8 protein-coding genes are annotated in these 12,838 nt (G+C 69.5%); 2 read left to right on the forward strand and 6 right to left on the reverse strand.

Annotated elements, in window-relative coordinates; translation table 11 throughout:
- The 5 genes from NMK44_RS10730 to NMK44_RS10750 all read right to left on the reverse strand — a co-directional run.
- A partial coding sequence (locus tag NMK44_RS10730) for a type I polyketide synthase (protein WP_254740870.1) occupies positions 1-1,771 on the reverse strand: 1,771 nt, incomplete at its 3' end.
- Positions 1,772-1,940: 169 nt separating this feature from the next.
- On the reverse strand, positions 1,941-2,915 hold the full coding sequence (gene rfbB, locus NMK44_RS10735) for a dTDP-glucose 4,6-dehydratase (protein ID WP_254740872.1): 975 nt from the start codon (positions 2,913-2,915) through the stop codon (positions 1,941-1,943).
- Positions 2,916-2,926: 11 nt separating this feature from the next.
- Positions 2,927-3,799, reverse strand: coding sequence for a glucose-1-phosphate thymidylyltransferase RfbA (gene rfbA / locus NMK44_RS10740; RefSeq protein WP_254740874.1), 873 nt, complete (start codon positions 3,797-3,799; stop codon positions 2,927-2,929).
- A gap of 159 nt (positions 3,800-3,958) precedes the next feature.
- Positions 3,959-6,904: a helix-turn-helix transcriptional regulator gene (locus NMK44_RS10745; protein WP_254740876.1), complete on the reverse strand. Its 2,946-nt coding sequence runs from the start codon at positions 6,902-6,904 to the stop codon at positions 3,959-3,961.
- Between the two features lie 633 nt (positions 6,905-7,537).
- Positions 7,538-9,253, reverse strand: coding sequence for a 3-hydroxyacyl-CoA dehydrogenase family protein (locus NMK44_RS10750; protein ID WP_254740878.1), 1,716 nt, complete (start codon positions 9,251-9,253; stop codon positions 7,538-7,540).
- Positions 9,254-9,715: 462 nt separating this feature from the next.
- On the opposite strand from NMK44_RS10750, the gene NMK44_RS10755 reads away from it, so the two are divergent.
- Positions 9,716-11,179 carry a lipase maturation factor family protein gene (locus tag NMK44_RS10755; RefSeq protein ID WP_254740880.1) on the forward strand — a complete coding sequence of 488 codons (1,464 nt, stop codon included), beginning with the start codon at positions 9,716-9,718 and terminating at the stop codon, positions 11,177-11,179.
- 20 nt (positions 11,180-11,199) lie between these two features.
- Here the strand turns inward: NMK44_RS10755 and NMK44_RS10760 are convergent, their stop codons facing one another.
- On the reverse strand, positions 11,200-12,210 hold the full coding sequence (locus NMK44_RS10760; protein ID WP_254740882.1) for a cation diffusion facilitator family transporter: 1,011 nt from the start codon (positions 12,208-12,210) through the stop codon (positions 11,200-11,202).
- Positions 12,211-12,475: 265 nt separating this feature from the next.
- On the opposite strand from NMK44_RS10760, the gene NMK44_RS10765 reads away from it, so the two are divergent.
- Positions 12,476-12,718, forward strand: a complete 243-nt coding sequence (locus NMK44_RS10765; RefSeq protein WP_254740884.1) for a hypothetical protein — start codon at positions 12,476-12,478, stop codon at positions 12,716-12,718.
- Positions 12,719-12,838 lie beyond the last annotated feature (120 nt).

Here is a 12,838-nt window from a genome sequence, read left to right on the forward strand (position 1 = left end):
ACTGCGTGAACACCGTCCGGTCCAACGCCCCCGCGTCCCCACCGAACACCACCCCACGCACCGAACCATCCAGATGACGATCCAGCCCCCCACACACCTCATCGAACACCGACGCAAACACCGGGAACGCTTCGTAAAGCTCACGGCCCATCCCCAACCGCTGCGCACCCTGCCCCGCGAACAGGAAAGCGGTCGGGCCACTGCTGATCGCGGCCCCCGGGACCACGCCGGAGGCCAAGTCCTCCAGACTTTGCAGCAGTTCCTCACGGTCGGCGCCGACCACGGTGGCACGGTGGGAGAACGCCGAACGGCTCAGCGCCAGCGAGTACCCCACATCCACCGGGGAGAGCTCCGGCCGCGCGGCCACAAACGCACGCAACCGCTCCGCCTGCCCACGCAACGCCGCCCCACCACGACCCGACAGCACCCACGGCACCACACCCGCGGCAACCGACGGCTGGCCCCCGGCCTCCGCCGACTCCGCCACCGGACCCTGCTCCAGCACCACATGCACATTGGTGCCGCCCATGCCGAACGAGCTGACCCCCGCGCGGCGCGGCGCGTCCTCGTCCGGGGTCCACTCGCCCAGCCCCGTCTGGACCCGCAAGTTGAGGTCGGCGAGGGGGATCGCGGGATGGGGCGACTCGTGGTTGAGGCTGGCGGGCAGTTCACCGTGGACGAGGGCGAGCACCGTCTTGATGAGCCCCGTGATGCCGGCCGCGCCTTCCAGGTGGCCGACGTTGGTCTTGGCCGAGCCCACCAGCAGGGGTGACCCGGCGGGGCGGCCGGTGCCCAGGACCTCGCCCAGCGCCCGTGCCTCGACGGGGTCGCCCACCTTGGTTCCGGTGCCGTGCAGTTCGACGTACTGGACCTGGGAGGGCTCGACTCCGGCGCGCTCGTAGGCGGCGCGCAACAGGGCGGCCTGGCCCTCGGCGGCGGGGGTGGTGAGGCTGTCGCCGCCACCGTCGTTGTTGGCCTCGGAGCCGCGGATCACACACAGGACCGGGTCGCCGTCGCAGAGCGCGTCGGACAGCCGCTTGAGGACGACCAGACCGCCGCCCTCGCCGCGTACGTAGCCATTGGCGCGGGCGTCGAAGGTGAAGCAGTCGCCGTCCGGGGAGAGCGCGCCGAACCGGGCGGCGGCGAGGAAGCCGTCGGGGGCGACGTTGAGCTGTACGCCGCCCGCGAGGGCGGTCCCGGTGTCGCCGCGCCGCAGGCTCTCGCAGGCGAGATGGACAGCGGCCAGCGAGGAGGACTGTCCAGTGTCCACCGCGACGCTGGGGCCGCGCAGGCCGAGCGCGTAGGAGACGCGGTTGGCGATCAGACCGCGGTTGAGTCCGGTCAGGGTGTGCTGAGTGATGGCGGACCGGTCCCGCTGATGGGTCAGTGTCGCGTAGTCGTCGGCGATGGCTCCGACGAAGACTCCGGTGCGGCTGTCGCGGAGCCGGGCGGGGACGACCCCGGCGGATTCCAGTGCCTCCCAGCACAGTTCGAGGACCAGTCGCTGCTGGGGGTCCATCGCGAGGGCTTCGCGGGGGGAAATCCCGAAGAACTCCGGGTCGAAGGTGTCCACTTCGCGGACGAAGCCGCCGCGCCGGATTCCGGCGTCCCGGAGTTGTGCGGCATACCGGTCGTCCGGGATCTCCGTGATGGCGCTCTCGCCGTTGCGGAGCAACTGCCAGAACTCGTCCGGGGTCGACGCGCCCGGTATACGGCAAGCCATACCGATGACGGCGATGGGCTCGTCACGCACCACGGAGTTCTCCGACATCACGACCTCAGACTCTTCTCTCAGGAATTGAGAACGCATGGAATGGGCTGACCATGATCCAGAAATCGACGGTATCCGGGCGGTGGTCAAGCAGCCACCCCTAACCATCCGCACCCCTAATCCACGGATAGGGGTGGCCGGGGGCGTAACCGGGGAATCCCGGTCACGTTCACCGCCGCTGGAGCGGTTCCCACCAATCGCGGTGCTCCATGTACCACTTGGCGGTTTCCGCGAGACCGATCTCGAACGATATCTCGGGCCGGTAGCCGAGTTCCCGGGAGATCTTGGTGATGTCGACCGAGTAACGGCGGTCGTGTCCCTTGCGGTCGGGCACGGTCTCCACCATCGACCAGTCGCCGCCGAGCAGTTCGAGGAGTCGGTGGGTGAGTTCGAGATTGGTCAGTTCGGTACCGCCACCGATGTTGTACACCTCGCCCGGTTCACCTCTCTCGGCGACCAGGGCGATTCCGCTGCAGTGGTCGTCGACGTGCAGCCAGTCACGGACGTTTCCGCCGTCGCCGTACAGCGGTACCCGTTTGCCGTCCATGAGGTTGGTGATGAACAGTGGAATGACTTTCTCGGGGTACTGGTACGGCCCGTAGTTGTTGGAGCAGCGGGTCACGCAGACGGGAAGTCCATGGGTGCGGTGGAACGCCCGGGCGAGCAGGTCGGACGACGCCTTCGACGCGGAGTAGGGGGAGTTGGGTTCCAGCGGGCGGTCCTCGGTCCAGGATCCGCTGTCGATGGATCCGTAGACCTCGTCCGTGGAGACGTGGACGAATTTCCCGACCCCGGCGCCGGCCGCCGCGTTGAGCAGGGTGTGGGTGCCCAGCACATTCGTCCGGATGAATTCCTCGGCCCCGGAGATCGAGCGGTCGACATGTGATTCGGCGGCGAAGTGGACCACGAGGTCGGTGTCGCGCAGCAGCTCTCCGACGAGTTCCCCGTCGCAGATGTCACCGCGGACGAAGCGCAGCCGCGGACTGTCGGCGACCGCGGCCAGGTTGGCCTCGTTGCCCGCGTAGGTGAGCTTGTCGACCACTACGACCTGGGCGTCCGCGGTGGCCGGGTACGCCCCGGCCAGCGTCCGGCGGACGAAATGGGAGCCGATGAAACCCGCGCCACCGGTCACGACTATGCGCACTGCAGACCCTTTCAGCGGTGATGGGATGCGAGGTCCATGAGGTATTGGCCGTAGTCCGTCTTGTTCAGCTGTTCACCGAGTTCATGGCAGGCCATGGCGTCGATGAAGCCCATACGGAAGGCGATCTCCTCGAGGCAGGCGATCCGCACTCCCTGGCGCTGTTCCAGGAGTTGTACGTACTGTCCGGCCTGGAGCAGCGAGTCATGGGTTCCGGTGTCCAGCCAGGCGAATCCGCGTCCCAGGCTGACCAGCCGGGCCTTTCCGCGTTCGAGGTAGACCCGGTTGACATCGGTGATCTCCAGTTCTCCGCGTGCGGAGGGCTGGACGTTCTTGGCGATGTCCACGACGTCGTTGTCGTACAGATAGAGCCCGGTGATCGCCAGGTTGGACCTGGGCCGGGCGGGTTTCTCCTCCAGGGAGATCAGCTGCCCGTGCTCATCCATCTCTCCGACGCCATAGCGTTCGGGGTCCTTGACCCCGTAGCCGAAGAGCACACAGCCGTCGACCGCGCTCGCCTCGTGGTGGAGCATCTTCGAGAAGCCGGGGCCGTGGAAGATGTTGTCGCCGAGGACGAGCGCCACCGGATCGTCACCGATGAACTCGGCTCCGATGATGAATGCCTCGGCGATGCCATTGGCTTCGGTCTGTTCGGCGTATTCGATGGTGAGGCCCAGCCGGCTGCCGTCGCCGAGGAGCTCCCGGAACAATCCCACATGGTGCGGCGTGGAGATGACCAGGATTTCCCTGATGCCTCCGAGCATCAGCACCGACAGCGGATAGTAGACCAGGGGTTTGTTGTAGACGGGGAGGATCTGCTTCGACACCGCGTGGGTCAGAGGATGGAGTCGGGTGCCACTGCCTCCGGCGAGGACTATGCCCTTCATGCGGCCTGAAACTAGCAACGCCGCGGGCTGGTTCTCCAGATGTTCCAGGGGTATTAGGGGGGTCTTCAGGGGTGGGTGTGGAACAGGGGTGGCCGCGTGGTGCGGCCACCCCTGTGAGATCTTTTCGCACACCTCCGGGAAGGAAGCGGCGGCGACGGTTCAGGCGATTTCATCGACTTCGGCGCGCAGCGCGGACGGCAACTGCTGACGGCTTCGGATATTCAGTTTCCGGTAGACCCGTGTCAGATGCTGTTCGACCGTGCTGATGGTGATGTACAGGTTGGCCGCTATTTCGCGATTGGTGTAGCCGTCCACCGCCAGGGCGGCGACCCTGGTCTCGGATTCGCTGAGCTTCGAGCCCAGGGACGGGTGCACCGTCGTCTTCGCGCCGAGGGGGCCGCGTACCGTCTGGACCACCTGTCTGGGGTCCCCGGGGTCCAGTCCGGAGTCGAGCCGGATCCGGGCGCACAGCTCCGCGGCGCCGCACTCCTTGGCCATCTGCCAGGCTCGGCCCGTGATGGCGTCGGCCCTGCCGTGGTCGCCCGAGGTGCGCAGTGCGCAGCCGAGGTCGTCGAGAGCGCGCGCCAGTTCCAGCCGGTCGCCCGAGCACTGGAGTTCCTCCACCGCCTGGCCGAGCAGCCGGGAGCGGTGCTCGTGGTCTCCCGCCGCGGCCAGTAAACGCAGGGAGACCCCGCGGACCCGGGAGTCGCCCACGCCGATCCGGGAGAGCTGTTCGGAGACCAGGGTCGCCGCCTTCTCCCGCTCCCCCAGCGCCAGCCACGCCTCGGCCGCGTCGGAGCGCCAGGGCAGCATCGCGGGCTGGTCGAGTTCCCAGTGCTGGGCGAGTTTGCCCGCCATGAGGAATTCGCCGAGCGCCGCGTTGAAGCGGTTGGTGGCCAGGTAGTAGCGGCCCCGCGCACGGGTGTAGCCGAGCCCGTAGATGGAGCGGAACAGCGCCTCGGGGACCGGGCGGCTGAGCTGACGGGCGGCCGTGTCGTACTTGCCCATCGCGGTGTACGCGAGGATCTGGCTGGCCAGTGGGCCGCCGATGAAGACGCTGCCGTCCCGGCCGGGCACGATCTCCAGGGCGGTGGTGGCGTACGCGGCGGACTCCACCAGATTGCCCTGCCGCAGCGCGATCTCGGCCCGGATCGAGGCGAAGATGGCCCGCCAGCCGGGTGACCGGCGGCTCGCCGCCTCCTCCATCAGCGAGTCGCACCAGGGGGCGGCCTTGTCCGGGCGGCCCGCGTACACCAGCGCGTTCACCGAGTTGACGATGGACTCGAAGGTGGCGTCGGTCAGCGGGGAGACCTCCAGCACCTTCTCGGCGGCGGCGACCGGTGACTCCTCGCGCTCCCCGCCGCCGAAGAACCCGGTGAACGCGGCCGTGATGGTGGACAGCGAGGAGGGCCGGTGGGAGGAGGGGGACGGAGCGCGGAACGCCCCGCCGTCCGGGCCCTGCCGGGTGGCGGCTCCGGGAGCGCGCTCCGGGGTGCCGGGGTCCTGGGCATTCGTGTCCGTGGCACCGGAGTCCTGTGCCCACCTCGCGGTCATCCGGAACTGGGAGAGCGGGGTGGGGGCCGCGCTCTTCATGACGGCGTTGAGCCGTCCGATGGCGCAGCGCGCCTCCTCGATCCGGCCGTGGGCGAGCAGCAGCTCGATCAGCCGCCCGATATGGGAGGCGGGGAGGCGCTCGGCGCGCAGTGCGGCCAGGGGTTCTTCCAGCAGCCGTTCGGAGGCGGAGGGGTTGAGCCGCCACATGATGCCCGCGGTGCCGATCCGGATGCTGGCCCGCAGCTCCTCGTCGTCACATGCGGCGTAGGCGAGTTCCAGGCAGGCCACCGCCAGCGGTGCGTCGTCCTCGGCGAGGGCCTGCTGCGCCGCGTCGCGCAGCAGCGGTACGGCCCACGGTTCGTCGGCGGACTGGGCGGCGAGGAGGTGGCGGGCGACGGCGAGGGTCGCCCCGCCGCCCTGGTGCAGCAGAACGGCGGCGCGGCGGTTCATGTCCAGCCGCGCGCCGGGCTCCATGTCCTCCAGCACGGCGGCCTCGACGCAGGGGTCACGGAAGGCGAGCCCGTCGATGAGACCGGCGCCGGCGAGGGCGGCCACCCCGCGCTGGATGCCCACGGGGCCGAGGCCCAGCAGCCGGGCGAGCAGATCCGGGGAGGCGGAGGCACCGAGTACGGCGATGCCCTCGGCGAGCCGGGAGACGGTGTGTCCGCTGCGGTAGACACAGGTGAGTACGGCCTGGACGAACATATCGCCGACCACGGGGTCGACGGCGTGATGTGGCAGTGGGGGCACTCCCCCGGTGCGGTAATCGTCCATCAGCGCGCGTAGCAACAACGGATTACCGCCGCTTACCTCATACCAGTTGTAGGACACATCAGTTGAATCCGGGAGTCCCAGACGGGTGGTGAGCAACCGTGCGGTCTCCTCCCAGGACAGCCGTTCCAGGCGCACCCGCTGGAAATTGGGCTGGCGGAGCAGCTCGGTATTGAAGACGGCGTCTTTCTGCTCACTGTCCGTCGCCTGGGCGAAGACCATGAGCAGCTTCGCGGCGTGGGACCGGGTGGCGAGGTACAGCAGGTACTGGAGGGACAGTCCGTCGACGCACTGGAGCTCGTCGACGCAGATCACCACGGGCTCCCGGGCGGCGAGTTCATAGAGCGCGGCACGGAACTCCCGTGCGCCCTGCACCTGCGTCAGGGGGACGCCGGGGGTGGCGCTGCCTGCGGTTTCGAGGAGACCCGCGGCACCGAGGGCGCCGTGGTCGAGTGCCCGCCGCAGCCGGTCGGCCGTGGCCTTGGGCAGCCGTGGTGAGTCGAGGAGCTGGCGCAGGGTGTCGAGTGGTGCCGGGTCGGCCGACGATCCGTACGCCTTGAGGACGAGGGCCCCGGCCTTCGCCGCCTGGGCCGTGACGGCTTCGAGCGCATAGGTCTTGCCGCACCCCACGGCGCCCTCGACGAGGACGATACCCGCCTCGCGGGACAGGCATCGGGAAAAAGCTCTCCGAAGCCCTTCGAATTGTGCGTCGAATTGACTAGCTCTGGCAAATGAAAAGACCACTGCTCGCACCCCCGAATGCGACGCGAAGCATTGCATACGACAACTCAACGTCTCCCAGCACGCTATACGCCTGCCAGTCACGCCACCATGGCCGCACGTAAAATCACCGTTAACGAATTACTAATTCTGGCCGAGCTTCCGACGGTCACCGGATATCGGCACTGACGGATCACCCTACCCCGACAACATCAATGCCACCGGAGTCCACAGAGGCCTGGTCAACCGAGTGTCACCCCCGCTCACGTGGGCATTTGCAAGTGACGGCCAGCATACACGAGACCCCCTAGGGCGACCCCTGAACATTCAACGCCGTTCTTGACTCCATCAGTACTCGATCACGGATAGGGTGACCTGGAGGATCATCATTCGAACACGCATTTGCCCGTTTTGCTCGGTAATGCGTTTCTTATGTCCGTTGCCGATGATGGCAGGAAACGATTCGCCCGGAATTCCCTAGGGATATTCCAGAGGGTGGCCGTCCACTCAAATTCCGGTAGTGCTGAATTCTTGGTCCGCGGGCTGCTGGATGACTATTCCAACGGCATGTTCCATGGTCGTACCACCCTTCCCGGACATGCTGAATCAGCGCGTCCGCGCGGTGATCACGGGACGCGCCGACACCGCGGGCGGCCGTCCGGCCGCCCGCCGCGGAGCCGTTCCGGTTCCGGCTCAGACGTCGTGCGGATGCAGCCCCCTGCCGGTCTTGCGCCCCAGGTGACCGGCGTCGACCAACAGCTCCAGATGACGGGCCGGGGTCAACTGCGGCTCCCGGAACGTGCGGTGCAGGGTGCGCTGGATCGCCAGGGAGACATCAAGCCCGATGACGTCCAGCAGCCGCAGCGGCCCCATGGGGTAGCCCAGCCCGGCCGTCATCACCGTGTCGATCTCCTCCGCGGTGGCCAGACCCTCCGCGAGCATCGCCACCGCGCTGTTGAGATAGGGGAAGAGCAGGGCGTTGACGATGAACCCGGCGCGGTCCGGGCAGTCCACCGCGCGTTTGCCCAGGCCCGCAGCGACCGCATGGGCCGTGCCCAGCGTCTCGGGGGAGGTCAGCACCGTATGCGCCACCTCCACCAGCCGCATCACCGGGGCCGGGTTGAAGAAGTGCATCCCGACGACGTCCTCGGGCCGCCCCGTGGCCATCGCGCACTCGATCACGGGCAGGCTGGAGGTGGAGGTGGCCAGCACCGCGCCCGGCGGGCACACCGCGTCCAGTGCGGCGAACACCGCGCGCTTGACGCCGATGTCCTCGGCCACCGCCTCGACCACCAGATCGCACTCCCCCAGTGCGTCCATCGCCCAGCCGGTCGACAGCCGGTCCATCGAGGCGCCGAGCGCCTCCGGCGCCAGCTTGCCGCGCCGTACCCCGCGTTCCAACGACCGCTCCACGGCTGCCCTGGCCTCCTTGGCCCGCAGCTCGCTCCGGGCCACCAGCACCGTCGGAAGGCCCGAGCGCGCGCACACCTCCGCGATACCGACGGCCATCGTGCCCGACCCCACCACCCCGATCCGGCGCACCGGGCGGGACGGTGCGGCGGCCGGGCCGCCGGCCGCGCCCTCCGGCGCCCCGTCACCCGTCCCGTAGGCGTAGAAACCGCGGCCCGCCGCGCGGCCGGTGAGCCCGGCGGCCACCATATGGCTCAGGGTGGGCGCGGGGGCGAAGCGCGGATCGCCGGTCCGTCCGTACAGCGCCTCCAGGGCGTCGTACGCGGTGTCCAGACCCATCTCGTCCAGATGGGCCAGCGGACCGCGGGGCAGTCCGCAGCCGAGGGTCATGGCGGTGTCGATGCTGTCGCGCGAGGCGTAGCGCCGTTCGTACATGGTGACCGCGTCATTGAGGTACGCCATCGTCAGCGCGCCCCCGATGAAGCCCGGCCGGTCGGCCACCGGGACCGGTATGCGCCCCAGGTCGCGTATCAGTTCCCCGATACCGGCCAGCACCCCGTCCGCGGTGAGCGGGGTACCGACCACCTCCACGGCCGCGCCCTCGCGCACCGGGTCCAGCGGGAACAGGTGCAGCCCCACGGTGCGGTCGGCACGTCCGGCGCCGAAGGCGATCTCGGTCACCGACAGTCCGGTGGTCGTGGTGGCGAACACGGTGTGCGGCGGGCAGAGGGGGTGGAGCCGGGCGAACAGTCCGCGCTTGGCCTCCAGTCGTTCGGGAAGCGCCTCGATCACCAGACCGGCCCCCGCGGCGCGCGCCGGGTCGGTGGTGAACTCGGCACCGTCCCCGGTGGCGGCCACCCGGGCACGGCCGCGCCGCAGCGCCGTGTCGTCGGCCTCCACGGCGATGACCTGACGGCCGGCTCGGAGCAGCAGGTCGACGAGGTGGGCTCCGGTGGTGCCGAGGCCGAACACCGCGACGGTGGAAGAGTGGTGTGGCATGCCGATGGGTCCTTTCACATCCTGGGCGCCGACGGCGGTGGGGTGTGTCACGGCACCGGAGCCGTCGCCGGGGCGCCCCGCCACCGGCCGTCGTCGAAGGCAGGCGGGAGGGACGCGGCGCCGGTGGTGCCGTGCTCGGCCACCGTCAGTCGGGTGCGCGCCCGCGCCGGTCCGGGGCCCGAGGGGGCTCTGGCCGGCAGGACACCTCGGCCTGGTGGGGGATGCGGTGGTCGGGGCGGGCGGGACGCGGCACACCACACGGGGTGGTGTGCCGCCAGGAGCCGCCGTGCACCGACGCTACGGACCGGAGGGGACACCGATAACCCCTAACCCGGTCACCCCTAGGAGCCCCCTACCGAATGAACTCCCGCGCGGCCGGGCCCCGGGACCTCGTGGGCACCCGCCGGAGGTGGTACGGATACACGCAGGCCGAGGCAGCGACAGGCCCGAGGAGCGGCCCCCATGGACTGGTTCACCTCAACCGACTACTGGCTGAGCCGTCTGGTCTTCCAACGGGGGCTGGCCGCCGTCTACCTGATCGCCTTTCTGGTGGCGGTACGCCAGGGACCCGCGCTGATCGGCGCGCGGGGGCTGACGCCGGTGCCGCGTTTCGTGGCGCGGGTACCGTTCCGGGAGTCTCCGAGCCTCTTCCATCTGCATTACACCGACCGCTTCTTCGGCGTCTGTGGTTGGCTGGGCGCGGCGCTCGCGGCCGCGGTGCTCGCGGGGGCGGCGGACCGGGTGCCGCTTGCGGCGGCGATGGCGGTCTGGCTGGTGCTGTGGCTGCTGTATCTGTCGATCGTCAACGTGGGGCAGGTCTGGTACGGCTTCGGCTGGGAGTCACTGCTGCTGGAGACGGGCTTCCTGGCCGTCTTCCTGGGCAACGCGGACACCGCGCCGCCCGTTCTGGTGCTGTGGCTGCTGCGCTGGCTGCTGTTCCGGGTGGAGTTCGGCGCCGGACTGATCAAGATCCGGGGCGATCGGTGCTGGCGGCAGCTGACGTGTCTGTACTACCACCATGAGACCCAGCCCATGCCGGGCCCGCTGAGCTGGTGGTTCCACCATCTGCCCAAACCACTGCACCGGGCGGAGACCGCGGCGAACCATGTGGCGCAGCTGGTGGTGCCGCTCGCGCTGTTCACCCCCCAGCCCGTCGCCTCGGTGGCCGCCGGAATCATCGTGGTGACCCAGCTGTGGCTGGTGGCCTCCGGGAACTTCTCCTGGCTCAACTGGCTGACGATCCTGCTGGCCCTGTCCGCGGTCGACGGACGGCTCGCCGCCACGGTGCTGCCGGTGCCCGCGCCTCCCGAGCTCGCCGCTCCCCCGGCCTGGTACCAGGGCGTGGTGCTGGCCGCCACCGCGCTGGTGGTGGTGCTCAGCTACTGGCCCGCACGCAATCTGCTCTCCGGCCGTCAGCTGATGAACTACTCCTTCAACCCGCTGCACCTGGTCAACACCTACGGAGCCTTCGGCAGTGTCAACCGCACCCGGCAGGAAGTGGTGATCGAGGGCACCGACGAGCCGGTGCTCACTCCGGCCACCGTGTGGAAGGAGTACGAGTTCCGGGGCAAGCCCGGGGATGTGCGGCGGCTGCCGCGCCAGTTCGCCCCGTACCACCTGCGGCTGGACTGGATGATGTGGTTCGCCGGGATCTCACCGGCCTACGCCGGATCGTGGTTCTCCCCGCTGGTGGCCAAACTGCTGGTGAACGACCGGGCGACGCTGAAGCTGCTGCGGGTCTGTCCGTTCCCCGACGCTCCGCCCTCCCATGTGCGCGCCCGGCTGTACGTGTACCGCTTCACCACCCGGCAGGAGCGGCGCGCCGGTGGGGACTGGTGGCACCGCACCCTGCTGACCGAGTTTCTGCCACCGGTCCGGCTGGAGAACGTGGATCCGGCCGACCGCCCCCACCGGCCGCGTCCCTGACCGGCGGTACGGCCGCCGCCCTACGGTTCGGCCCGGTGCACCGGGCCGTGGGCGGTGAGGCAGTGCTCCGCCCGCGGGGCCGCGTCGCCGGAGTCGTAGTGGCCGCCCTCGGCATGGGCGGGTGAGGTGTGGTCATCGGCGTGGTCGACCTGAAAGGTGGTGTGGGTGATGCCGTACTCCCGCTCCAGCACTTCTTCGAGCCCCTGCCGCACCGTGTGGCAGTCGCCGAGCGGGGCCACCAGCACATGGGCGGAGAGTGAGACCTCCCCCGAGGTGATCTGCCAGACGTGCAGATCGTGCACCTCGACGACCGCGTCGTGGGACACCAGCAGATGGCCCACCTCGTCCGGTTCGACCCCGGCGGGGGCCGCCTCCAGCAGCACCCGGCCGGAGGCCCGGACCAGCTCGCCCCCCGCCTTGAGCATCAGGGCGACCACGATGAGCGCGGCGATGGCGTCGGCGCGGGCGAAGCCGGTGGTCACCACGACGAGTCCGGAGACGGCGGTGGCGATGAAGGCGTAGAGGTCGTTCAGCACATGCTGGAAGGCGCCCTCCACATTGAGCGAGGAGCGGTTCGCCTTGGACATGCACCAGGTCGCCGCGATGTTCACCGCGACACCGACCAGCGCGGTGATCAGGGTGAGGCTGCCGGTCACCTCGGGCGGGTCGATGAGCCGTTCCACCGCCTCGTACCCGAGCAGAAGTCCGAGCAGCAGCAGGGAAAGTCCATTGGCCTGTGCGGAAAGGATTTCCGATCGCTTGAGCCCATAGGTGTAACCGCCGCGCGCGGGGCGGGCGGAGAGCCGGATGGCGATGAGCGCCAGCACGATCGACGCGGCGTCGGTGAGCATATGGGCCGCGTCGGAGAGCAGGGCCACCGACCGCGCCATCACTCCGATGACCACTTCCACCAGCATGAACGAGGTGATCAGCGCCAGTGCGAGGGACAGCCAGCGGCGATCGGCGTTCTTCGCCACCCCGTGTGCGTGCCCGTCGTGGCCATCGCCGGGCCCGTGCGTATGAGCGCCCACCCGTTCCTCCTCGGATCGCTTTCCGGACGCCGCAATTGAAACAGCACCGGGGCGAATTCGGCAAAGGCTGCAATGGACACGGTTATCAATTGGCTTTCGCGTTTCTGCATTTCTCCGGTGAATGCGGCAACGCTTTTCATTGTCATGGCGGAGGTGCCGCCAGGGGACTCGCTGACATGTGCGAACCCACGCCGGTGCGAGTGAGCTCGGCCCAGGGAAGGTGACCTGAGGGAACGTGGCGCGTTGGCCGACTATGACGACGACGATGCGACGCCGTTCTCTCTCGCAGCCGAGCAGAGCGCTGGACCGGAGCACCGAGGGTGGCGGAACGGTTCACCAGACCGTTCACCAGTCGGCATCCGTACCGATCTACGCCGCGCTGGTCGAGCGCTGGGCGTCCGCGGGCCGTGCGATCCCCGGACGGTACGACCGGGAGTGGACCGAGTTGGTGAACTGTCCGCCCTGGCCGGACCGGGTCCGCGCGGCCACCCGTCCGTCGGGCGACTGAAGCGGCTCCGGGCAGGCCGCGCCCGGAGCCCCCACCGGCCGCGGGGGGGGGGGGGGGGGCGGGGGGCCCGCCCCCCGCCCCCCCCCCCCCCCCCCCCCCCCCGGGGCCCGGCCCCCCGCC

The sequence above is a fragment of the Streptomyces cucumeris genome (genome assembly GCF_024295805.1).
GTDB classification, from domain to species: Bacteria; Actinomycetota; Actinomycetes; order Streptomycetales; family Streptomycetaceae; genus Streptomyces; species Streptomyces cucumeris.

Coding starts and splice junctions, on each gene's coding strand:
- NMK44_RS10755 (WP_254740880.1), top strand. CDS start 9,716: ATGGACTGGTTCACCTCAACCGACTACTGGCTGAGCCGTCTGGTCTTC.
- NMK44_RS10750 (WP_254740878.1), bottom strand. CDS start 9,253: ATGCCACACCACTCTTCCACCGTCGCGGTGTTCGGCCTCGGCACCACC.
- NMK44_RS10745 (WP_254740876.1), bottom strand. CDS start 6,904: ATGCAATGCTTCGCGTCGCATTCGGGGGTGCGAGCAGTGGTCTTTTCA.
- rfbA (WP_254740874.1), bottom strand. CDS start 3,799: ATGAAGGGCATAGTCCTCGCCGGAGGCAGTGGCACCCGACTCCATCCT.
- NMK44_RS10765 (WP_254740884.1), top strand. CDS start 12,476: ATGCGACGCCGTTCTCTCTCGCAGCCGAGCAGAGCGCTGGACCGGAGC.